The sequence below is a fragment of the Streptomyces parvulus genome, from assembly GCF_014648855.1.
In the GTDB taxonomy this organism is placed as follows: domain Bacteria; phylum Actinomycetota; class Actinomycetes; order Streptomycetales; family Streptomycetaceae; genus Streptomyces; species Streptomyces parvulus.
On sequence record NZ_BMRX01000013.1, the window covers coordinates 214806 to 236772 of the forward strand.

Consider the following 21967-nt stretch of genomic DNA (forward strand, 5'->3'; position numbering starts at 1 on the left):
ACCGTCACTTCAGCAGCCGCGACATCCTCCGGTCGGCCAAGGGCTTGCCGCCGGTCTGGCAGGTCGGGCAGTACTGGAGCGCGGAGTCGCTGAACGACACCTCGCGGATGGTGTCGCCGCACACGGGGCAGGGCTCGCCGGCGCGGCCGTGTACCCTCAGCCCGCTCTTCTTCTCGGCCTTCAGGCGCCCGGCCGCGATGCCGCGGGAGCGTTCGACGGCCTCGGTGAGCGTGCCCCGCAGGGCCGCGTACAGCCGCGCGGTCTCCTCGTCGGTGAGCGAGGCCGCCAGTTTGAACGGCGACATCTTCGCGGCGTGCAGGATCTCGTCGCTGTACGCGTTGCCCACGCCCGCGATCAGGCTCTGGTCGCGCAGGGCGCCCTTCAGCTGCCGCCGCTCGTCGCGGAGCAGTCCGGCCAGGCGCGCCTCGTCGAAGTCGTCGGCGAGCGGGTCGGGGCCGAGCCGGGCCACCCCCGGCACGTCCCGCGGGTCGGCGACGACGTACACCGCGAGCCGCTTCTGCGTGCCGGCCTCCGTCAGGTCGAAGCCGGCCCCGGTCTCCAGGGCGACGCGCAGTGCGAGCGGGCCCTTGCCCGGCCTCGGCATGCCGCTGGGCAGGCTGTCCCTCCAGTGCAGCCACCCGGCGCGGGCCAGGTGGGTCACCAGGTGCGGGCCGCCGTCGGTCGCGATGTCGAGGAACTTGCCGTAGCGGCGCACCGCGGCGACCGGCCGGCCCTCCAGGGCGGTCGGCGGGGGGTCGTACGTCTTCAGGACGCTGATCGCCACCGGCAGCACCCGGACGATCTCGCGGCCGGCGAGGTGCTCGGTGAGGAAGTCCCTGAGCGCCTCGACCTCGGGCAGTTCTGGCATACGTCAAGAGTGCCACCGGCGTCCGGGAACGCCATCGGGGCTCAGCCCGCCGTGCGCGAGACCAGGAACTCGGACCACACGCACTTGCCGCCGCCGCGCGCCTCCACGCCCCACGCGTCCGCCAGCGCCTCGACCAGGAGCAGGCCCCGACCCGAGACCCCGTCGTCCCCGGCGTCCCGGCGGCGCGGCAGGGCGCTGGAGGAGTCCTCGACCTCGACCCGCAGCCGCCGGTCGGTGCCGGTGAGCAGCCGCAGGGTGACGATCGCGGAGCCCTCGGTGTGCATCAGGGCGTTCGTCATCAGCTCGTCGGCGACCAGTTCGATCTCGTCGCTCTGGCCGCCGGCACCCCACGACCGCACCGCGGCGCGGATCATGTGCCGGGCCTCCGTCAGGCCCTCGGGGTCGCCCGGGGACACGTGCTGCTGGACCCGGCCGAAGGTGCGGGGCGCGCCGGGCCCGTGGCGGCGCAGCACGAGCAAGGCCACGTCGTCGTCGCCGCGGCGCTCGTCGACCACGTCGATGAGCCGGTCGGCGAGGTCGCGCACGTCCCGCGGTCCGGCGGTGATCAGGGCCGACAGGACGTGCATCCCGTCGTCGAGGTCGGCGCCGGGCTGCTCGACCAGCCCGTCGGTGCACAGCACCAGGGTGTTGCCGGGGTCCAGCTCGAAGGTGGCGACGGGGTAGGCGAGGCGGCCGAACTCGGCGGACAGGCCGAGGGGCAGCCCGCCCTCGACGGGCACGTGACGGCAGCTGCCGTCGCCGTACCGCACCAGGGGGTCGAGGTGCCCGGCGCGCACCACCTGGACCACGCCGGTGCCCAGGTCGGCCTCGGCGTACAGGCAGGTCGCGAAGCGGTCGGTGTCCAGTTCGTGGAGGAAGACGGAGGCCCGGGCCATCACCGTGGCCGGCGGGTGGCCCTCGGCGGCGTAGGCGCGCAGCACGATGCGCAGCTGGCCCATGACGGCGGCCGCGTGCGTGTCGTGGCCCTGCACGTCGCCGATGACGGCGCCGACCCGCCCGCCGGGCAGCGGGATCAGGTCGTACCAGTCGCCGCCGATGTCCCGTCCGAGGGCGCCGCCGATGGAGGCGGCGCGGTAGCGGACGGCCACGTCGCAGCCGGGGACGCTGGGGATGGTGCGCGGCAGCATGGCCTGCTGGAGGCCCTCGGCGAGGTCCATCTCCTGCTCGTAGAGCATGGCCCGCTGGAGGCTCTGCGCGATGCCGCTGCCGAGCGCGACCAGCACGTTGCGGTCCTCCGGGGAGAAGCCGCGCCGGTCGCTGTAGAGCAGTCCGAACGCCCCGATCGGGCGGCCCTGGGCGATCAGCGGCAGGTAGGCGGCCGCGGTGATGTCGAGGTGGGTGATCTCCTTCCACAGCAGGGGGTAGCGCTCCGCGAAGTCCTCCGGGGACTCGATGAAGCGGGGGCTGAGGGTCCGTACCGCCTCGCTCATCGGGTACGGCTCGTCGATCCGGGTGATCCGGGTGCCGGGGACGAAGTCGTTCTGGGGGCCGTCGGCGACCAGCCGGATCCGGCCGGCCTCGACCAGGCCCATTACCAGGCTGGTGGCGCCGAGCCGGGTGAGGCCGTGGGTGTCCCGCAGGACCTCGATGACCTCGTCCACCGTGCGGGCGTGGGCCAGCGCCGCCGTGGCGAGCTGGACGACGTTGGTGAGCCTGCGGCGGGCCTCGTCCTGCTCGGCCTGCGCGCGGCCGGCGTCCATGTCGCCGATCTCCTGGGTGGCGTCCCGCACGATGCCGATGATCCGGCGGGGGCGGCCGGTCTCGTCGCGGCGGATGTAGCCCTGGGTACGGGTCCAGCGCAGCGTGCCGTCGCGGCGGCGCAGGCGGAAGTACGTCCCGTAGTTCTCGCTGCCGTCCTTCATGGCCCGGGCCACGACGGCGTCGAGGCGGCTGCCCTCCGCGGCGGGGACGCGCGACGCCAGCGACTCCGGACGCCCGTCGAACTCGTCCGGGCGCACGTCGAACACCTCGTGGGCCTGGGCGTCCATGTGGAACAGTCCCGTGTCCAGGTCCCAGTCGAAGCTGCCCATGCGGTTGAGCGCCAGGATCGGGTCCGGGTGTGCGGGCCAGTCGTCCGGGACTGACAGGGCGCTCGCTCCCCGATCGGCCATGGACCCCACCTTGCCAGGATTCGTCCGATTCTTCGACTCCTGTTCCCCCGGCCCGGCGGGGTACACGGAGCGTGGACGAGAGGAGCCCGCCCCGTGGAGTGGTTCACCGCACCCGACTACTGGCTGAGCCGGCTGGTCTTCCAGCGGGCGCTGGCCGTGGTCTACCTGGTCGCCTTCCTGACGGCGGCCCTCCAGTTCCGGGCGCTGATCGGTGAGCGGGGCATGCTGCCCGTGTCCCGGTTCGTCGAGCGGGTGCCGTTCCGGCGGGCGCCGAGCCTGTTCCAGCTGCGCTACTCGGACCGGCTCTTCGCGGGCTGCGCCTGGGCGGGGTGCGCGGTCTCCGCGGCGCTGGTGGCGGGGCTGGACTCACTGCTGCCGCTGTGGGGCGCGATGCTGCTGTGGCTGGTGCCGTGGGTCCTGTACCTGTCGATCGTCAACGTGGGGCAGACCTGGTACTCGTTCGGCTGGGAGTCACTGCTGCTGGAGACGGGCTTCGTCGCCGTGTTCCTCGGCAACGACGAGGTGGCGCCCCCGGTCGTGGTGCTGTTCCTGCTGCGCTGGCTGCTGTTCCGGGTCGAGTTCGGGGCCGGGCTGATCAAGATGCGCGGCGACGCGTGCTGGCGGAAGCTGACCTGCCTCGACCACCACCACGAGACCCAGCCGATGCCGGGTCCGCTGAGCTGGTTCTTCCACCACCTCCCCCGGCCCCTGCACCGCGTCGAGGTGGCCGCGAACCACGTCACGCAGCTCCTGGTGCCGTTCCTGCTCTTCACCCCGCAGCCCGTCGCGACGGTGGCCGCCGCGCTGATGATCGCGACCCAGCTGTGGCTGGTGCTGTCCGGCAACTTCTCCTGGCTGAACTGGATCACCGTCGTGCTGGCCCTGTCGGTGGTGCGGTACCCCGGCGACGCCCCGTCGGCGGCGGCCGCGCCGCTCTGGTACGAGGTCGTGGTCCTCGCGGTGGCGGCGCTGCTGGTCTTCCTCAGCCACCGTCCGGTGCGCAACATGATCTCCCGCCGCCAGGTGATGAACCGCTCCTTCGACTCGCTGCACCTGGTCAACACCTACGGCGCCTTCGGAACCGTGAGCCGGATCCGCTACGAGGTGGTGGTGGAGGGCACGGCCGACGAGACGCCCCGGGAGGACTCGGACTGGCGGGAGTACGAGTTCAGGGGCAAGCCCGGGGACCCGCGCCGGTGGCCGCGCCAGTTCGCGCCGTACCACCTGCGGCTGGACTGGCTGATGTGGTTCGCGGCGCTGTCGCCCTCGTACGCGGGGCCGTGGTTCGGCGCCTTCGTGGAGCGGCTGCTGGAGGACGACCGGGCCACCCTGAGGCTGCTGCGCCGCTCCCCGTTCCCGCCCGGCGCGCCACCCCGCTTCGTGCGCGCCCGGCTGTTCCGCTACCGGTACACGACCTGGCGCGAGCTGCGGGAGACGGGCGCGTGCTGGGAGCGGACGTACGTGCGCGAGTACCTGCCGCCGACGCGGCTGACCGGGGTGTCCGAGCGAAGTTAGCGGTGCGGGCCCGGCCCCGGGGGTGGACCGGGCCCGCACCGGGCGTCAGGCGCGCTTCAGCCGCAGCGTCATCAGCTGGAACGGGCGCAGCCGTACGGCGATCCGGTCGCCGTCCGCCACCACGGCGTCCTCCGCCTCGGCGAGCGGGCGCTCCAGCAGGTCGGTGACCTCCACCCCGGCGACCGGGAAACCGGCCGTCAGGGTGGCCAGGACCCGGCCGCCGTGCGCCTCGTGGAAGCGGACCACGACGTCGCCGCTGCCGTCGTCGGCGAGCTTGACGGCGGTGACGACGACCGCGTCCCGGTCGGCCGACACCAGCGGCGCGACCTCCCCGGCGCCGGTGACCCGCCGCTCGGGCAGGTTGATCCGCCAGCCCTCGCGCACCGCGTCGCCGATGTCCGCGCCCGGTACCAGGGCGTGCCGGAAGCGGTGGACGCCCTGGTCGGTCTCGGGGTCCGGGAAGCGCGGGGCGCGCAGCAGGGAAACCCGCACGGTGGTGGTCGTACCGGCGTCGCCCTCGGTGCGGACGGTGCGGGTCACGTCGTGGCCGTAGGTCGAGTCGTTGACGACGGCCACGCCCCACCCGGGCTCCGCCAGGTGGACGAAGCGGTGGTTGCAGGCCTCGAACTTGGCCGCCTCCCAGCTGGTGTTGGTGTGGGTGGGCCGGTGGAAGTGCCCGAACTGGGTCTCCGACGCGTACCGTTCGGCGTGCACGTCGACCGGGAAGGCCAGCTTGAGGAACTTCTCCGTCTCGTGCCAGTCGACCTCGGTGTCCACTTCCAGGCGGCGCTCCCCCGGCGCCAGGGTCAGCACCTGGGTGACGCGGGAGGAGCCGAAGGAGCGGACGACCCGCACCGAGGCGCCGTCGTCGGCGGCGACGACCTCGTCGGCGTCGGTGAGGTCGGTGACGGTGTTGCGGTAGAACTCGTCGACGTCCCAGGCGTCCCACATGTTGGGGAAGTCCGGGTGCAGCTGGAGCAGGTTGCCCGCGGCGCCGGGCGCGATGGTCTCGCGGTCGGCGGCGATGTCGTACGCCGACACCACCAGGCCCCGGCCGTCGATCTCCACCCGGAGCAGGCCGTTGTCCAGGACGTGTCCGCCGCCGGCGCGTGGGGTGACCTCGGTGCGGCCGTCGGTGGCGGGTGCCGCGGCGGCGCCGGCCCGTACACCGGCCCGGGTGTGCGGGGCGGCGTTGAAGACCAGCGGGGTGTCGCCCTCGCCGGCCAGGGCGCGCTGGGCGGCGTCGACGATGCCGTTCAGCTCGGCGGCCACGCGGTCGTAGGTGGCGCGGGCCTCGCGGTGCACCCAGGCGATGGAGGAGCCGGGCAGGATGTCGTGGAACTGGTGGAGCAGCACCGTCTTCCAGATGCGGTCCAGGTCGTCGTACGGGTAGGGGAAGCCGGCCCGTACGGCCGCGGTCGCCGCCCACAGCTCGGCCTCGCGCAGGAGGTGCTCGCTGCGCCGGTTGCCCTGCTTGGTCTTGGCCTGGCTGGTGAGGGTGGCGCGGTGCAGCTCCAGGTACAGCTCGCCGACCCAGACGGGCGGCTGCGGGTTCTCCGCCTCGGCCTTCTCGAAGAACGCCCGCGGGGTCTCCCAGGTGACCGTCGCCGAGCCTTCGAGGTCGCGCAGGCGGGCCGCCTTGGCGATCATCTCGCGGGTGGTGCCGCCGCCGCCGTCGCCCCAGCCGGTCGGGGCGAGGGAGTGCCGCGCGACGCCCTTGTCCTTGAAGTTGCGGGCCGCGTGCGCGATCTCGCTGCCCTTCATGGAGCAGTTGTAGGTGTCGACGGGCGGGAAGTGCGTGAAGATCCGGGTGCCGTCGATGCCCTCCCAGCGGAAGGTGTGGTGCGGGAACTTGTTCGTCTGCGACCAGGAGATCTTCTGGGTCAGCAGGTACTTGGCGCCCGCCGCCTTGATGATCTGCGGGAGTCCGGCCGCGAAGCCGAAGGTGTCGGGCAGCCACGCCTCGTCGTTCTCGACGCCGAACTCGTCGAGGAAGAACCGCTTGCCGTGCACGAACTGCCGGGCCATCGCCTCGGAGCCCGGCATGTTGGTGTCCGACTCCACCCACATGCCGCCGGCCGGCACGAACCGGCCGTCGGCGACCGCCTTCTTGACCCGGGCCCAGACCTCGGGCCGGTGGTCGCGCACCCACGCCCACTGCTGGGCCTGCGACATGGCGAAGACGAAGTCCGGCTCGTCCTCCAGGAGGGCGGTCATGTTGGAGGTGGTGCGGGCGACCTTGCGCACGGTCTCGCGCAGCGGCCACAGCCACGCGGAGTCGATGTGCGCGTGGCCGACGGCGCTGATGCGGTGCGCGGACGGCACGGCGGGCGCGGACAGCACCTCCGTGAGGCGGGAACGCGCGGCCTGCGCGGTGCCGCCCACGTCCTGGAGGTCGATGGCGTCCAGCGCCGCGTCGACGGCGCGCAGGATCTCCCAGCGGCGCGGCGAGTCCACCGGCAGCTCGGCCATCAGCTCCCCCACGACCTCCAGGTCGAGCACCAGGTTCCACACCGTCTCGTCGAGGACGGCGAGGTCCATGCGGGCCAGCCGGTACTGCGGTTCGCTGCCCGCGGTGTCCTGGTCGCCGAGGTGCGTGGGCACGAAGGGGTGGTAGTCGAGGATGACGGGGTTGGAGGCGGCCTCGACGTGCAGGCGGACCTCCTCGCCGCCCGCCACGGGTGCGCCGATCCGCACCCACTGGTTGCGCGGGTTGAGGCCCTTCACGGGGGTGCCGTCGGGCCGGTAGACCAGGCCCTCGCACTGGAAGCCGGGCATGTTCTCGTCGAAGCCGAGGTCGAGGATCGCCTCGACGGTCTTCCCGGCCCACTCCTTCGGGACGGTGCCGGTGACGCGGAACCAGCTGGTGCCCCAGGGCGCGCCCCAGCGGGCGCCGGCCTCGATGGGCTCGGGTTCGGCGGCGAGTCCCTCCTCGACCGGGACGGGCTCGCCGGGCGCGTTCCACACCGCCACGTCCAGGGGGACGGACTCGGGGTAGAGGGCGGGGCGGACGCGCTCGTCGAGGACGCGCTTGAGGCGGGCTTCGACCAGGTTGCGGTCGTCATGCATGCGGGGTGCTCCTGGTTGAGGGTGCGGGTGCGGGCGGGGTTACCAGGTGTCGGTGACGGGCTCGGGCGTGGTGTACAGCTCCCCCGCCCCGGGTGCTCCGAACCGTTCGGGGATCACGAGCGGCTGCCTTCCCGGGCGGTGCGGGATCCGGGCGGGGCGGCCGGCGCCTGCTCCGGGGCGACCACCTCGGTGATGCCGCGGGCGGCGAGGTGCGCGGGGTCGGCGGCGCGGCTGTCGAGGACGGTGGTGGGGCGGGCTCCGTCGGCGACCAGGTGGAAGAAGGCGTCGAAGACAGGGCCGCCGGGAGCACAGGCGGAGCGCGCCGCCGGATCGGAGGGGACGACGAGGGCGGTGGTGCGCGGGGCGGGGGCGCGGCGGTCCCCCTGGCGGGCGGCGAGCGCCGCGCGGGCCAGGACGCGGGCCGTGTCCTTGGGCCGGCGGTCGTTGGTGAGCAGCCCGAGGCCGTACTCCAGCTCGGGGAAGTCGGCGAGCTTCCGGGACACGTCGTGCGAGCACCACCAGGTGACGCCCCACAGGCCGGGGCAGTCAAGGGCGTTGGCGACGGTGGCCTCGGTGAAGGCGGCGGCGTGCTCGGCGGGGACGAGGGGTGCGGGGGCGCCGACCTCCTGGAGCCAGACCGGGCGGTGCGGGTCGTCGGCCCACGCCTTGCTCAGCTCGATCAGGTAGGCGGCGTGGTGCTCGCTGGGCACGGAGGTGCGGCCGTGGCGCTGGGCGGTGCCGTTGAACACCCAGGAGTGAACGGCGGTCAGGGCGCCGAGCCGGGCGGCCTGGGCCGGGGTGAAGGGCTGGTCGTCCTGGTACCAGGTGGCGTCGTACTCGGCGTGCAGGTGCGTCCTGCCGGGGGCGCCCTCCTCGCAGGCGGTCAGCATCCGCTCCAGCCAGGCGTCGATCTGGTCGCTGGTGGCGCGGTCCGGGTCGGGGTGGGGGCCGGCGGAGAACTGGTTGACCTCGTTGCCGAGGGTCATGCCGAGGAAGTTCGGCCGGCCGGCCAGGGCGGCGGCGAGGGTGCGCAGGTAGGCGGCCTGGCCGTCGAGGACGTCGGGGTCCGTGAAGAGGTTGCGGCGGTGCCAGGTGCGGGTCCAGGCCGGTACGTAGTCGAAGCTGCTGAGGTGGCCCTGGAGGCCGTCCACGTTGACGTCGAGTCCGCGTTCCCCGGCGGCGTCGACCAGCTCGACCAGGTGCCCGACGGCGCGCTCGCGGATCAGCGAGCGGTTGGGCTGGAAGTACGGCCAGAGCGGGAAGACGCGGACGTGGTCCACGCCGAGCGCGGCGATCGAGTCCAGGTCGGCGCGCACCGAGTCCAGGTCGAAGTCGAGCCAGTGGTGGAACCACCCTTCACTCGGGGTGTAGTTGACGCCGAAGCGCACGGCAGGAGGCATGCGGTGTCCTTGTGGGGAAGATGTGCGTGGATCAGCCCTTGACCGCGCCCTCGCCGACGCCGCGGAAGAAGTACCGCTGGAGGCAGGCGAAGAGGGCGATGAGCGGAGCCACGGCGATGATCGTGCCGGCGGCGACGAGGCGTTCGTCGTTGGCGAAGGTGCCGTGCAGGTAGTTGAGCCCGATGGTCAGGGTGAACTTGGACGGGTCGCTCAGTACGATCAGCGGCCACAGGAAGTCGTCCCAGGCGCCCATGAAGGCGAAGATCGCCACGACCGCGAGGGTGCCCTTGACCGAGGGCAGCGCGATCCGGCAGAACCGCTGCCACACGTTGGCGCCGTCGACGTAGGCGGCCTCCTCGATCTCGTAGGGGAGGTTGAGGAAGGCGTTGCGCATGAGCAGCACGTTCAGGGCGCTGACACAGCCGGGCAGCACCACGCCGACCAGGGTGTTGTTCAGGCCCAGCTCCCGCATGGTGGTGAACTGGGCGATGATGATGCCCTCCACCGGCACGAGCATGGCGAGGATGAACACCAGGGTGGCGACGCGCCGGCCGCGGTAGCGCAGCCGGGCCAGGGCGTAGCCGGCGAGGGCGGCGCCCACGCAGTTGGTCACGACGTTGGCGGCGGCGACCTTCAGCGAGTTGAGGGCGTAGTCCCAGACGGGGATGGTGTCGGCGACCCGCTCGTAGTTGTGCAGGGTGGGGTCGGAGGGCAGGAACTTCGGCGGCGAGCTGAAGATGTCCTCGGTGGGGCCCTTCAGCGAGGTCGACAGCTGCCACAGGAACGGGCCGATGGTCAGGGCGAGGACGCCGAGCAGGAGCAGGTAGCGCAGGGCGAGTTCCCAGACGCGTACGCGGCGGCCGTGCTCGTCGGTGATCCGGGGTTCGCGGGCCGGGGCGGGCCGCGGCTGGGCGGTGGGCGGAGTCTTCTCCAGGACGCTCACGACTCCTCCTTCCGGTCGGCGCGCAGGACGAGCAGCATCAGGGCGACGGTGACGACGAAGACGACGACGGAGATGGCGGAGGCGTAGCCGACGCGGCCGGTCAGGCCGGTGCCGGTGCGCTGGACCAGCATGACGAGGGTGGTGTCCTCACCGGCCGGGCCGCCGCTGGGGCCCGCCATCAGGTAGACCTCGGAGAAGACCTTGAAGGCGGCGACCGAGGACAGGGCCGCGACCAGCACCATGGTGGAGCGCACGGCGGGCACGGTGACCGTGAGGAAGCGGCGGACCGCGCCCGCGCCGTCCACGGCGGCGGCCTCGTGCAGCTCGCGCGGGACGTTGGCGAGCGCCGCCAGGTAAATGATCATGTAGTAGCCGAGGCCCTTCCAGACCGTGACGGTCATGGCGCTGAGCAGGATCAGCCACTGGTCGCTGAGGAAGCCGACGGGACTCGCGCCGAGTGTCTCCAGCAGCGAGTTGACCAGGCCGCGCTCGTCCAGGAGCCAGACCCAGATGAGCCCGACGACGACGATCGAGGCGACGACCGGGGTATAGAAGGCGGAGCGGAAGAAGGTGATGCCGGGGATGTTCTTCTGCACGAGCAGGGCGAGCAGCAGCGGCAGCAGGACGAGCGCGGGGACGACCCCGAGGACGTACAGGGTGCTGTTGCGCAGGCCGGTCCAGAACATGTCGTCGTGCAGCAGCTCGCGGAAGTTGTCGAGGCCCACGTACTCGCCCGGGACCAGGGTCCGGCGGTCGGTGAAGGAGTTGACCAGAGTGGAGACGAACGGGTAGAGGATGAACGCGCCGGTGATCAGCAGCCCGGGGGCCGCGAACAGCCAGGGGCTGGAGGGCAGTTGGCGCCGTACGCGCCGGGCGCCGGGGACGGTGGGGCTCGCCATGTGGGCTCAGCCCTGCTGCTGGAGGAGCCGGTCGCACGCCTTGACAGCGTTGTCCAGGGCTTCCTGGGGGCTCTGCTTGCCCTGGAGCGCCTTGGCGACCTCGTTGCGCAGCTCGGTCTTCATCTGCTCGCTGAACAGCACCGGCGTGTAGTTGACCGCGCCCTTCAGCGACTTGGCCGCCGCCACGCGCACCCGGGTCTCGTCGGTGCCGTCCTCCTTGGTGAAGTACGGGTCGTCCAGCGATCCCGCGGTGCTCGGGAAGATGGCGACCTGCTTGGCGAACGACATCTGGTGCGCGGCGTCGGTGACGAAGTGCGCGAAGGCGACCGCGGCGGGCGTGCGCCGGCTCTGCGCGTTCACCATCAGGCCCATCACGTACATGTTGACGTGGCCGGTGCTGGTGATCTGGTCGGTGATGCCGATGTTCTTGTACAGGTTCGGCGCCTGCTTCTTGAAGTTGGCGAGGTCGAGCGCGCTGCCCGGGTTCATCGCCACGGCCCCGGTCAGGAACTTCTTGCCGGAGGACTCGGGGGTGGCGGTCAGCGCCTGGGAGTCGAGCGCCTTGGCCTCGTACAGCTCCTTGTAGCGGGTGAGGAGCTGGACGCCCTTGGCGTCGTTGAACGTGAAGGCGGTGCCCTCCTCGTTCATCAGCGGCACGCCGTAGCGGCCGAAGTCCTCGATGGTGGGGACGTTGGCGAGCGTGGCGGTGTCGCCGCCGGTCTTCTCCGCGATCCTCAGTGCGGCGTCGAAGACCTCGTCGTACGTCCTCGGGGGCTGCTCGGGGTCGAGTCCGGCCTTGTCGAAGAGGGACTTGTTGTAGAAGAGCGGGCCGGTGTTGAGGTACCAGGGGAAGGCGTACGTGCCGTCCATGCCCGGTATCCGGTGGCTGGCCCAGGCGCCCTCCAGGTACTCCTTCTCGTACTGCCCGGCGGCCTTGTCCAGGTCGAGGGCGAGGCCCGCCTTGGCGAGCGGGGCCACGAGGTCCGGGGAGACGTTCACGACGTCGGGCAGCGTGCCGCCGGCCGCGTCGGCGCTGATCTTGTCCGCGTAGCCCTCGCCGGGCTGGTCGACCCACTTGACCTCGGTGCCCGGGTACTTCTTCTCGAAGTCCGCGATCAGTCCCTCGAAGTAGGGCTTGAAGTTGGCCCGCAGGTTCCAGGTCTGGAAGGTGATGTCGCCCTCGACCTTCCCCGAGGCGTCGGCCGGGCCGGCGCCGTCACCTCCGGAACCGCAGGCGCTGAGCGGGAGTACGAGTGCGGCGACGGCGGCGACGGCGAAGGTTCTGCGCGAGGTGGGCACGGTGACACGTCTCCTGAAGGACGTCGGCGGCTGGATGCCAGCGACCATGCACGGCCCGTTCGGGGAAAGTCAATGGATTCACGCCAACTAATGCGATGCGAGCGACATTAGTGCAGTTCAGAGGGGTGCGAGGGGTGACTTGCCAGGCTTGACTAATGCGCTTTAGGATCATTCCACTCAAGCGCATTAGCTGGGTGCTGCCCACAAGATGCTTTCGTTCATGTTCCGAAGAGGGGAGCGCGCATGCCGGCCAAGCGGCCCGCCGCGCGCCGGCCGACGATGAAGGACATCGCTCGGCGGGCCGGGGTGTCCGAGAGCGCGGTCTCCTTCGCGCTGAACGACCGGCCGGGGGTCTCCGACGTCACCCGGGACCGGGTGCGCCGGGTCGCCGAGCAGCTCGGCTGGCGGCCCAGCACGGCGGCCCGCGCGCTCTCCGGGGAGGGCGCCGCGACGGTCGGCTTCGTGCTGGCCCGGCCCGCCCACACGCTGGGCGTGGACTCCTTCTTCCTCCAACTGGTCTCCGGAATCCAGGAAGTGCTGGCGCGCCGGCACCTGGGCCTGCTGTTCCAGGTGGCGCAGGACCTCGACGACGAGTGCGCGGTGTACCGGCGCTGGTGGGCCGAGCACCGGGTGGACGGCGTCCTGGTGGTGGACCCGCGCGTCGACGACCCGCGTCCCGACCTGCTCGACGAGCTGGGGCTGCCGGCCGTGGTGATCGGCGGCGCGCCGGATGAACGCCATCCGGGGCTGTCGACGGTGTGGGCCGACGACGCGGGCGCGATGGCCGCGCTGGTGGACGGGCTGTACGCGCTCGGCCACCGGCGGATCGCGCACATCGCCGGCCTGCCCGGCCTCGCCCACACCGAGCGCCGGATCCGGGCCCTGCGGGCGGAGGCGGCGCGGCGCGGCCTGACCGAGGTCGAGTCGGTGACGACGGACTACTCCGACGCGGAGGGCGCCGCCGTCACCCGCCGCGTCCTGGAGGCGTCGCACGCTCCGACCGCGCTCGTCTACGACAACGACGTGATGGCCGTCGCCGGGGTGGCCGCGGCGGCCGGGCTGGGCTTCTCGGTGCCGGCCGACGTGTCCGTGGTGGCCTGGGAGGACTCGGCGCTGTGCCGGATGGTCAAGCCGTGGCTGTCGGCCCTGTCCCGGGACAGCGTCGAGTTCGGCCGGACGGCGGCGACCGAGCTGACGGCCCTGCTGGACGGCGGACCCGCCCGCACCGTGCGGGTGCCGGTGCCGCGGCTGATCGAGCGGGACAGCACGGGCGCCGCCCGGCCGTCCTGAGCCGACGGGGACGCGGGGCCGGCGGGGACGTGGGGAGGGGGCCTCGACGCGGAGCCGTGCGGGCGGGCAGAGTGCTCTGTGCGTACTCGCCGGTAATCCCGTTCCACCGCACCCCGAGGAGTCCCCCGTGACCGACTGGGCAGGCCGCACCGCCGCAGAGATCGCCGCCGCCGTCCGCGAGAAGCGGGCCACGCCCCGCGAGGTGGTGGCCGGGCACCTGGCCGTGATCGAGCGTCTCGACGGCCGCGTCGGCGCCTTCCGCACGGTGCGCGCCGAGGCCGCGCTCGCGGAGGCCGAGGAGGTCGGCGCCCGGGGCGATCTCGGCGAACTGCCGCTGGCCGGCGTGCCGGTGGCGGTCAAGGACAATCTCGCGGTGCGCGGCGAGTCCACCCGGGTCGGATCGGCCGCGACGCCGGACACGCCCGCCGGGGCCGACCACGTCACCGTGGCGCGGCTGCGGGCGGCCGGCGCGGTGGTGGTGGGGCTGACCAACGTGCCGGAACTGTGCGTGTTCGGCACCAGCGAGGGCGTGCACGGCACGGTCCGCAACCCCTGGGACCCGGCCCGTTCCGCGGGCGGTTCGTCGGGCGGGAGCGCCGCCGCGGTGGCCGCGGGGATGGTGCCGCTCGCGCTGGGCAACGACGGCATGGGCTCGCTGCGCATCCCGGCGGCCAACTGCGGCCTGGTCACGGTCAAGCCGGGGCGCGGCGTGATCCCGGCGGGCATCGGCGAGGGCGACTGGTTCGGCATGTCCGAGAACGGGCCGCTGGCCACCACCGTCGAGGACGCCCGCCTGATGTTCGCCGTCCTCGCGGACACCGACCCGCCGCGCCGTGCGGAGTCCGACGCCCTGCGCGTCGCCGCCTCCATGCGCAGTCCCCTCGCGGGCGTCACCGTCGCCCGCCCCTACGCCGACGCCGTGCGTGAGGCCGCCGGAGTGCTGATGCGGGCCGGGCACCTGGTGCGGCGGGCCGACCCCTCCTACCCCGCGTCGCTGAGCGTGACCGCCATGGCCCACTGGACGGCCGGCACCTCGGTGGACGCGCGGAGCCTGGACCGGCGGCTGCTGGCCCGGCGCACCCGGGTGCACGCGGCCCTCGGGCGGCCCTTCGTACGCAGGGTCACCACCGGCACCGCCCGTGCGGCGCTGCGCGAGCGCCTGGCGCCCTTCTTCGACGAGTACGACGTGCTGCTCACGCCCGCGCTCGCCCGCCGCTCCCCCAAGGCGGGCCCCTGGCACGAGCGGGGCTGGCTGCGCAACATCGCCGCCAACTCGGCGTACTCGCCCTTCACTCCGCCGTGGAACCTCACCGGCTGGCCCGCGATGGCGGTCCCGGTCGGCTCCCTGCCCTCGGGCGCCCCCTGCGCGGTACAGCTCGTGGGGCGCCCCGGGTCGGAGGCGGCGCTGCTGGAGCTGGCCGAGCGGATCGAGGCGCTGCGTCCCTGGCGGCGGACGGCACCGCTGAACCGAGGGGGGTCTACAGGGCGCGGTGCATGACGTGCAGGCCGACCCGGCCGTGCCGGGGATGCTCGAAGGCGTCCGGCACCGTGCCGAGGATGGTGAAGCCGAGTGAGGTCCAGAGCCCCACGGCGGGGTTGGTCTCGACGACGGCGTTGAAGACCATGCCCCGGTACCCCTCGGCGCGGGCGGCGGCCAGCACGTGTTCGGCGAGGGCCCGCCCGGTGCCGCGGCCCGCCCGGTCCGGGTCGACCATGAAGCCGGCGTTGGCGACCCGGGCGGCGGGCCCGGCGTAGTTGGGGGTGAGGTAGGCGGAGGCGACGACGGCTCCGGTCTCGTCCTCGGTGACGTAGACGCGCTTGGCGGGGTGCATCCACAGGGACCGGGCGTCCTCCTCGGACGTGTCCCGGTCCCATGCGTAGGTCTCGCCGGCCGCGACGATCCGGTGCCAGAAGGGCCAGATCCGCGGCCAGTCGTCGGGGGTGGCTTCCCTGATCGGCATGGGCGTGAGTCTCGCACGCCCGGGCGCGCGGAGGTGGCTCGGGCTCAGTCGACGCTGGGCAGGATGTGCGGCTCGGCCAGGTCGTCCTCGTAGCCGGCGAGGCGGATCGGGGCGGACCTCGCCCACACGTCGAGGCTGCCGATCTCCCCGGGCCGGCGCGCACGCTCGGTGCGTTCCTTGGGGCGCTGTTCTGGGCTCGTCGTCTCCGGTGTCACCGCGCACTCCTTATGTGTCGGATCACCCTTGGGGCCTGCCGGCCAGTCTTCCGTCCGGCACCTGGCCCCCGCTCGGGTGTGGGTCGAAATGCAGTTCGGACGCGGTGGCGTCGGTACCTCGCAGGAGAGCAGACCGCTGTGAACCGGGTTGCCCCCAGACGGACCCCGGGTGTGGGTAGTGCCCTGTGCTGCGGTCCGTCCGATCCAGATTAACCAAATGAGCGGGGGTGCGCTCTATGGGGCTCAAAAGATGGGAGAACCATTGCCCTTCACTCCGTGCGCAGTTGGCCCCAGTCTGCCGCTTTTCACCCCCTTCCGCGCGGCGCGAGGCTCACCCGTTCGGCTCAACCGTCGGCCATGCCTGCGTATCCCGGCGGTCGCGGGTCGCGCCGTTAAATCGCCGTTGGCTGCCGCGCAAGCTCGCCATGGTCTGCTGCCCGTCGGCAACGGCTGTCTCGCGGGAGGAACGGGACATGGAACTGCGCAGCGTCGAGGAGCTGATGGACCTGCTGTACGCCTGCCGGGGCGAGCGCCCCGGGGAGTACGGCGGTGGGGCCGAGGACCTGCACGGGCACGCGCTGCGGACGGCGGCGCTGCTGCGCAGGCGCCGCCCCGCCGACAAGGAGCTCCAGGTCGCCGGCCTGGTGGCGCCCGTGGGCCGGCTGCTGTGGCCGGGGGCCCCGGCCGACCGGACCGCCGACGCGGTGCGGCCGCTGCTGGGGGCGCGCGTCGCCCGGCTGCTGCGCCGGCACGCCCACCCCGAGGCCCGGTCGCACGACGAGGACCTCGCCGGCCTCCACCAGGCGGCCGAGGAGGCCCGCACCGCCGTCTTCGACGCCGGGGTCCTGGAGGACTGGCGCACGGTGCTGGAGCTGACGGCCCGCCGCAACTCGCGGCTGGGCGCCCGCGACTAGGGCGCCTCCGGAGCGGCGGTCACCACTTGCCGGGTGCGTAGTCCTTGAGGAAGACGCCGTACAGGTCCTCGCCCGCCTCGCCGCGCACGATGGGGTCGTAGACGCGGGCCGCGCCGTCGATCAGGTCGAGCGGGGCGTGGAAGCCGGCCTCGGCCAGGCGGAGCTTGTCCCAGTGCGGCCGCTCGTCGGTGATCCAGCCGGTGTCGACGGAGGTCATCAGGATCCGGTCGGTGTCGAACATCTCCTGGGCGCTGGTCCGCGTGACCATGTTCATCGCGGCCTTCGCGGCGTTGGTGTTGGGGTGCCCGGCGCCCTTGTAGCCGCGGGCGAACACCCCCTCCATCGCCGAGACGTTGACGACGTAGGCCCGGCCGCCCGGCGCCCGGCGCGCGGCCTCGGCCATCGCGGGCCTGAGGGCGCTGATGAGGATGAACGGCGAGGTGTAGTTGCACAGCTGGGTCTCCAGCAGCTCCACCGGGGAGATCTGCTCGATGGTCTGCACCCAGGTGTTGGAGTCGACGACGTCCGGGACCAGGCCGCCCGCGTCGATGGCGGTCCCCTCACGGTGCCGGACCACGCTGGCGTGCCCGGCGACCAGGGCGAGGTCGGCCACCTTCTGCGCGTCGAGTCCGGAGGTGCCGACGGGCAGCGCGGCCAGCCCGTCCACCGCGCCGGAGTTGAAGGCGCCGATGACGTGGTGGGCGGGCAGCTCACCGGCGGGCAGCGGCGCGCCCTCGCCGTCGACGAGCGCGGCGTAGGCGGAGGGCAGGCGCCGCACGGTCTGCGTGGCGTTGTTGATCAGGATGTCGAGCGGCCCCGGCTCGGCGACCCGCTCGGCCAGGGCGACGGCCTGCGCGGGGTCGCGCAGGTCGATGCCGACGACCTCCAGGCGGTGCAGCCAGTCCGCGGAGTCGTCCATGGCCTTGAAGCGGCGGATGGCGTCCTTGGGGAAACGGGTGGTGATCGTGGTGTGCGCGCCGTCGCGCAGCAGCCGCAGCGCGATGTACATGCCGATCTTGGCGCGGCCGCCGGTGAGCAGCGCGCGCTTGCCGCTGAGGTCGGCGCGGGCCTCGCGGCGCTCGCGGTTCTCGGCGGCGCACTTCTGGCAGAGCTGGTGGTAGAAGTAGTCGACCTCGACGTAGCGCTGCTTGCAGATGTAGCAGGAGCGCGGGCGCTGGAGTATCCCGGCGATCCGCCCCTGCTCGGTGCGGGAGGAGGGCAGCAGGCCTTCGGTCTCGTCGTCGATGCGCTCGGCGGAGCCCGTGGCGGTGGCCTCGGTGACCGCCTTGTCGTGGGCGGTCTTGGCGGCCCGGCGGTCCTGGCGGCGGCGCTGCTTGACCATGCGGTAGATGTGCGAGGTGGCCCGGCGCACCCGGATCGCGTCCGGGTGGTCGACGTCGAGCCCGTCGAGTTCCTCCAGCACGCTCAGGCAGACGGCGAGCCGCTCCGGGTCGATCCCGGGGCCGTACACCGCCTCGTCCGTGCTGGCCGCACCGTCCTGTGTCACCGTCATCGCCGCTGCCGTTCCCTGGTCACCGTCGCGGCGCTCCATGACGCGACCGCTGTCGAACAGCGGATTTTATTCAGCGCCGGGCGCGGATCCAAACCCGCCGGGGTCAGGGACCGCACGCCGTGAGCAACGTCTCCACCTCCTCGGCGAGGGCCAGCGCGAACCGGTCGAGGTCGGGCACCGCCTTCGCGTCCGCGACCAGGCCGTAGTGGACCTGCCCGCGGTACGTCGAGACGGCCACCGCCAGGGAGTGGCCGCGGGCCAGCGGCGCCAGCGGGTAGACCTCGGTGAGCGGGTGGCCGCCGAGCCGCAGCCCGAGGCTGGGCAGCGGGACGCTGGTGACGAGGATGTCGAACCAGAGCCGGGCGGCGCCGGAGACCAGCGGCCCGCCGAGCCGGTGGCCGAGTGCCGGGACGTGGTCGGCGAGCAGGGCGACGGCACCGGCGCCCCGGCCGGGTCCGGCGTCCTTGTTGCGGTCCATGGCCGTCCGGACCGTGCCGAGACGCGACAGCGGGTCGGGGTCGGCGACCGGAAGCCGTATCAAGTACCCGGAGAGCCGGTTGCCCTGCGGGTGCGCGGTGCGCGGGCGGCGTTTGGAGACGGGGATCAGGGCGCGGGGCTCGACGCCCTCGCTGCCGTCGCCCCGCTCGTCCAGCCAGCGGCGCAGGGCTCCGGCGACGACGGCGATCAGCACGTCGTTGACGGTGCCGCCGGTGGTCTTGCGCACGTGGTGCACGTCGTCGAGGTCGACGGCGACGCCCGCGATGCGGCGGGTGCCGGAGGATTCGGCGGTGAGGGCGGCCGAGGAGCGCACGTCGAGGGTGGACAGGGCCGCGGCGGCGCCGATGTCCAGGGCGCGGCCCGCGTCGGACAGGGCGCCGCGCAGCCGGTCCGGCAGGGTGCGCACGTCGGGCAGGAGCCCGCGCGAGGGCGGCGCGGGCCGGGGCCGGGGGGCGGGCAGGTCCAGGGGGTCGAGGACACCCGCGGCGAGGGTGAGGGCGCGCAGCCCGTCGGCCAGGGCGTGGTGGAACTTGAACAGCACGGCGAAGGAGCCGCCGTCCGCGCCCGGCAGGACGTGTGCCTCCCACGGGGGGCGGCCGCGTTCGAGGGGCCGTTCCATCAGGCGGCCGGCCCGGGCGTGGAAGTCCGTGGTCGGGGCGTGCAGCCGCACGTGGTCGAGCGGGTCGAAGCGCGGGTCGGCTTCGCGGGTGGCGCCCCCGAAGGCGAACGGCCGGCGCAGCGCCAGCGGCGGCTGCCAGGTGTCCCGGATCCGCATCCGCAATCCGGGCACCGCGGGCGCGCGGGCGGCGAGCAGGTCGGCCGCGTGGGCGCCCGCGGTGGGGGAACCGGCCTCGAAGACGCCGAGCGCGCCGAGGTGCATGGGGTGCTCGGGGGACTCGATGTTCCAGAACGCCAGGTCTAGGGGAGCGAGCGGATCGGGAGTCAAGGGTCTGCCTCGCAGGAACGGCACGTCGACGGATGAACAAGCAGTCAATCGCCCTCCGACGATTACGGTCAAGTACGATCAAGCTACGCACAGTTAACAAGAGATTAAAGTCCCGCCCCTTTTGACGGGGGCGGGACGGCTGGGACTCATGGGGCGTCTGTGCTCACGGCCGTGGTCACGTCAGCGGCGGCGGCACCGCCTCGGCCGAGGTTCCCCACCCGGACGGGTGCGGGCCGACCGTGAAACCGAGCGACCGCACGGAGCGCAGGTCGTCGGTCGTCAGGTACGTCCGCCCGTAGGCCGCGCCGTCGGTGCGGGCGGACTGGACGTAGCGGTCCGTGTCCGAGGTGCCGGGCGCCGTGACGGTCAGGGCGCCGCGCGGGTAGTAGCGGCGGTCGAGGGTGAGGTCGACGCGGTCGAAGACCGGGGTGGACAGGCCCCAGGTGTCGTAGCCGGGCTGGATCGGGAAGATCCCGATCGAGGACAGCACGTTCCAGGCGGACATGGTCCCGAGGTCGTCGTTGCCGGTCATGCCGGTCGGCGTGTCCGTGAACAGGGTGAGCGCCGCGTGCACCACGTCCGTGGTCTTCCAGGGCTGCCCGGTCGACAGGTAGGTGTACGGGGCGATCAGGTCGGGCTCGTTCTGCGGGTTGTACTTGTCGGCGTTGTAGTAGTCGTACGGCCCGTTCACCCACACCTCGCGGGCGGTCTTCGCCGGGTCGGCGAGGAGCTGCTCGTAGGCGAAGAAGGAGTCCAGCCGCTCGTTCGCCGCCTCCTTCCCGCCGATGAGGTCGATCATGCCGGGCAGGTCCTGCGGCACCAGCCACTGGTACTGCCAGGACGTGCCCTCGTGGAAGCCCTCGCTCTGCGCGGGGTCGGCCGGGCCGGTGAAGGCGCCGTCCGCGTCCCGGGCGCGGAAGAAGCCGGTCGAGGCGTCGAAGACGTTCCGGTAACTGCCGGCACGCTCGGCGTACCGCGCCGCGTCCTCGTCGTGGCCGAGGTCGCGCGCCATGCGGGAGAGCATCGCGTCGGACAGGGCGTACTCCAGGGTCGCCGAGGCGCCGTGGTCGTAGTCGGAGTCGCCGGGCTTGGCGTGCGGGCGTCCCTCGACGTAGGGCGCGAAGCCTTCGGCCAGGTACTCGCGGTTGGCCTCCCGGCCGACGGCCGGCGAGTCCGCGGGCGGCACCCCGTCGGCGTTCTTCTTGAGGGCCCGGTAGGCCCGCTCCTCCCAGCCGTGCAGCAGGCCCTGCTGGTAGGCGTTGGTGAGGAAGGGGGTCACCGGGTCGCCGGTCATGATGTTGGTCTCGACCGTGCCGTACCCCCACTTGGGCAGCCAGCCGCTCTCCTCGTCGATCTTGACGACGGAGATCGCCATGTCCCGCGCCTCCCGGGGCGCGAGCAGGGCGAGGAGCTGGGACTGGGTGCGGTAGGTGTCCCACAGGGACCAGTTCTGGTAGTACGTGAAGCCCTTGGCGCGGTGGATCTCCTGGTCCCAGCCGGTGTAGCGGCCGTCGACGTCGCTGCCGACGTTGGGCGCCAGGAAGGACCGGTACAGGGAGGAGTAGAAGGTACGGCGCAGGGTGTCGTCCCCGCCCCGGACCCGGACGTCGTCGAGCCGCTTCTCCCAGGTCCGCTGCGCGTCGTGGCGCACGGCGTCGAAGGAGCGGCCGCCCTCGGCGCGCAGGTTGAGCGCGGCGCCCCGCGCGTCCACGTAGGACAGGGCGGTGGTGGCCTCGACGGTGCGGTCCTTCGTGGTGTCGAAGCGGACGTAGGCCCCGTCGCCGCCGGTCTTCGCGCCAGCGGTCACGGTGCCGTCGTCCCAGGTGCCGTGGGAGGCGAAGGGCCGGTCGAAGCGGGTGATCGTGTAGACGGTGTACGGCTTGGTGTCCTGGCAGAAGCCGCTGCCGGTGATCGCGGTGCGCACGGTGCGGCTGTCGAGCACCTCGACCTCGGTGGAGACGTTCTTGTGCAGCGACTGCCCCGCGTTGAGCAGGACGTTGGCCTTGTCGGTGGCCGGGAAGGTGTAGCGCTGCACGCCGGTGCGCCCGGTGGCGGTCAGCTCGGCGCCGATGCCGGTGCCGAGGGCGGCGCGGTAGTAGCCGGGGCTCGCCTCCTCGTCGTCGTGGCTGAAGGGCGCGGCGTACTTCGCGTAGTCCGTCTCGGTGACGTCGCCGGTGGTCGGCAGCACCGGCAGGTCGCCGCCGAGGCCGCAGCCGACGCCCGAGAGGTGGACCAGCGAGAAGCCGCGGATGTGGGTGTCGGAGTGGTCGTAGCCGGTGTTGTGTCCGGTGTCCGGCGAGAACTGCACCATGCCGAAGGGCACGGCGGCGCCGGGGTAGGTGTTGCCCTCGTTCTCGGTCCCGATGAAGGGGTTCACCAGGTCGGTCAGGTGCTGGTCGGTCGTCGGGGCGGCCTGCGCCGCCGGGGCGGTGAGCAGCGCGGACGCTGCCACCACCCCGGCCACGCACAGCCGCAGACGCCGGGTGGCTCTCATCTGCGGTGTCC

16 protein-coding genes are annotated in these 21967 nt (G+C 72.9%); 4 read left to right on the forward strand and 12 right to left on the reverse strand.

Annotated elements, in window-relative coordinates; all coding sequences use genetic code 11:
- Nucleotides 1-4: 4 nt before the first annotated feature.
- Together IE108_RS26080 and IE108_RS26085 are read right to left on the reverse strand one after the other, a co-directional pair.
- Nucleotides 5-868 (reverse strand): Fpg/Nei family DNA glycosylase, encoded by an 864-nt coding sequence (locus tag IE108_RS26080; protein ID WP_064730972.1) that lies wholly within the window; start codon nt 866-868, stop codon nt 5-7.
- Nucleotides 869-909: 41 nt separating this feature from the next.
- Nucleotides 910-3000 carry a SpoIIE family protein phosphatase gene (locus IE108_RS26085; RefSeq protein WP_064730971.1) on the reverse strand — a complete coding sequence of 697 codons (2091 nt, stop codon included), beginning with the start codon at nt 2998-3000 and terminating at the stop codon, nt 910-912.
- A 93-nt stretch (nt 3001-3093) separates the two neighbouring features.
- Between IE108_RS26085 and IE108_RS26090 the strand changes: the two genes are divergently transcribed.
- On the forward strand, nt 3094-4515 hold the full coding sequence (locus IE108_RS26090; protein WP_064730970.1) for a lipase maturation factor family protein: 1422 nt from the start codon (nt 3094-3096) through the stop codon (nt 4513-4515).
- A 45-nt stretch (nt 4516-4560) separates the two neighbouring features.
- Here IE108_RS26090 and IE108_RS26095 read toward each other — a convergent pair whose 3' ends face one another.
- The 5 genes from IE108_RS26095 to IE108_RS26115 form a co-directional block, all read right to left on the reverse strand.
- A complete protein-coding gene (locus IE108_RS26095; protein WP_064730969.1) occupies nt 4561-7584 on the reverse strand; it encodes an alpha-mannosidase in 3024 nt (1007 codons plus the stop codon).
- A 113-nt stretch (nt 7585-7697) separates the two neighbouring features.
- Nucleotides 7698-8984, reverse strand: coding sequence for a glycoside hydrolase 5 family protein (locus tag IE108_RS26100; RefSeq protein ID WP_107420337.1), 1287 nt, complete (start codon nt 8982-8984; stop codon nt 7698-7700).
- 31 nt (nt 8985-9015) lie between these two features.
- On the reverse strand, nt 9016-9927 hold the full coding sequence (locus tag IE108_RS26105; RefSeq protein WP_064730967.1) for a carbohydrate ABC transporter permease: 912 nt from the start codon (nt 9925-9927) through the stop codon (nt 9016-9018).
- Nucleotides 9924-10826 (reverse strand): carbohydrate ABC transporter permease, encoded by a 903-nt coding sequence (locus IE108_RS26110; RefSeq protein ID WP_064730966.1) that lies wholly within the window; start codon nt 10824-10826, stop codon nt 9924-9926. Before IE108_RS26110 ends, IE108_RS26105 begins: the two co-directional genes overlap by 4 nt.
- A 6-nt stretch (nt 10827-10832) precedes the next feature.
- The gene (locus IE108_RS26115) at nt 10833-12125 is read right to left on the reverse strand and encodes an ABC transporter substrate-binding protein (RefSeq protein WP_079163752.1); all 1293 of its coding nucleotides are present in this window, start codon (nt 12123-12125) and stop codon (nt 10833-10835) included.
- A gap of 243 nt (nt 12126-12368) precedes the next feature.
- On the opposite strand from IE108_RS26115, the gene IE108_RS26120 reads away from it, so the two are divergent.
- Both IE108_RS26120 and IE108_RS26125 read left to right on the forward strand, forming a co-directional pair.
- The gene (locus IE108_RS26120) at nt 12369-13415 is read left to right on the forward strand and encodes a LacI family DNA-binding transcriptional regulator (protein ID WP_064730964.1); all 1047 of its coding nucleotides are present in this window, start codon (nt 12369-12371) and stop codon (nt 13413-13415) included.
- 127 nt (nt 13416-13542) lie between these two features.
- The gene (locus IE108_RS26125) at nt 13543-14913 is read left to right on the forward strand and encodes an amidase (RefSeq protein ID WP_064730963.1); all 1371 of its coding nucleotides are present in this window, start codon (nt 13543-13545) and stop codon (nt 14911-14913) included.
- Here IE108_RS26125 and IE108_RS26130 read toward each other — a convergent pair.
- Nucleotides 14894-15376, reverse strand: a complete 483-nt coding sequence (locus tag IE108_RS26130) for a GNAT family N-acetyltransferase (RefSeq protein ID WP_064730962.1) — start codon at nt 15374-15376, stop codon at nt 14894-14896. The two genes, IE108_RS26125 and IE108_RS26130, sit on opposite strands and share 20 nt — an antisense overlap.
- Before the next feature lie 44 nt (nt 15377-15420).
- Nucleotides 15421-15591, reverse strand: coding sequence for a hypothetical protein (locus IE108_RS26135; protein ID WP_107420336.1), 171 nt, complete (start codon nt 15589-15591; stop codon nt 15421-15423).
- A gap of 473 nt (nt 15592-16064) precedes the next feature.
- Here IE108_RS26135 and IE108_RS26140 point away from each other — a divergent pair, with 473 nt between their 5' ends.
- Complete coding sequence (locus IE108_RS26140; protein ID WP_064730961.1) at nt 16065-16505, forward strand: hypothetical protein; 441 nt, start codon at nt 16065-16067, stop codon at nt 16503-16505.
- A 19-nt stretch (nt 16506-16524) separates the two neighbouring features.
- Here the strand turns inward: IE108_RS26140 and IE108_RS26145 are convergent, their stop codons facing one another.
- The 3 genes from IE108_RS26145 to IE108_RS26155 form a co-directional block, all read right to left on the reverse strand.
- On the reverse strand, nt 16525-18018 hold the full coding sequence (locus IE108_RS26145) for an SDR family NAD(P)-dependent oxidoreductase (protein WP_064730960.1): 1494 nt from the start codon (nt 18016-18018) through the stop codon (nt 16525-16527).
- 103 nt (nt 18019-18121) lie between these two features.
- Nucleotides 18122-19462, reverse strand: a complete 1341-nt coding sequence (locus IE108_RS26150) for a wax ester/triacylglycerol synthase family O-acyltransferase (RefSeq protein WP_064730959.1) — start codon at nt 19460-19462, stop codon at nt 18122-18124.
- Nucleotides 19463-19637: 175 nt separating this feature from the next.
- Nucleotides 19638-21956 carry a GH92 family glycosyl hydrolase gene (locus IE108_RS26155; RefSeq protein ID WP_064730958.1) on the reverse strand — a complete coding sequence of 773 codons (2319 nt, stop codon included), beginning with the start codon at nt 21954-21956 and terminating at the stop codon, nt 19638-19640.
- Between the last annotated feature and the right edge of the window lie 11 nt (nt 21957-21967).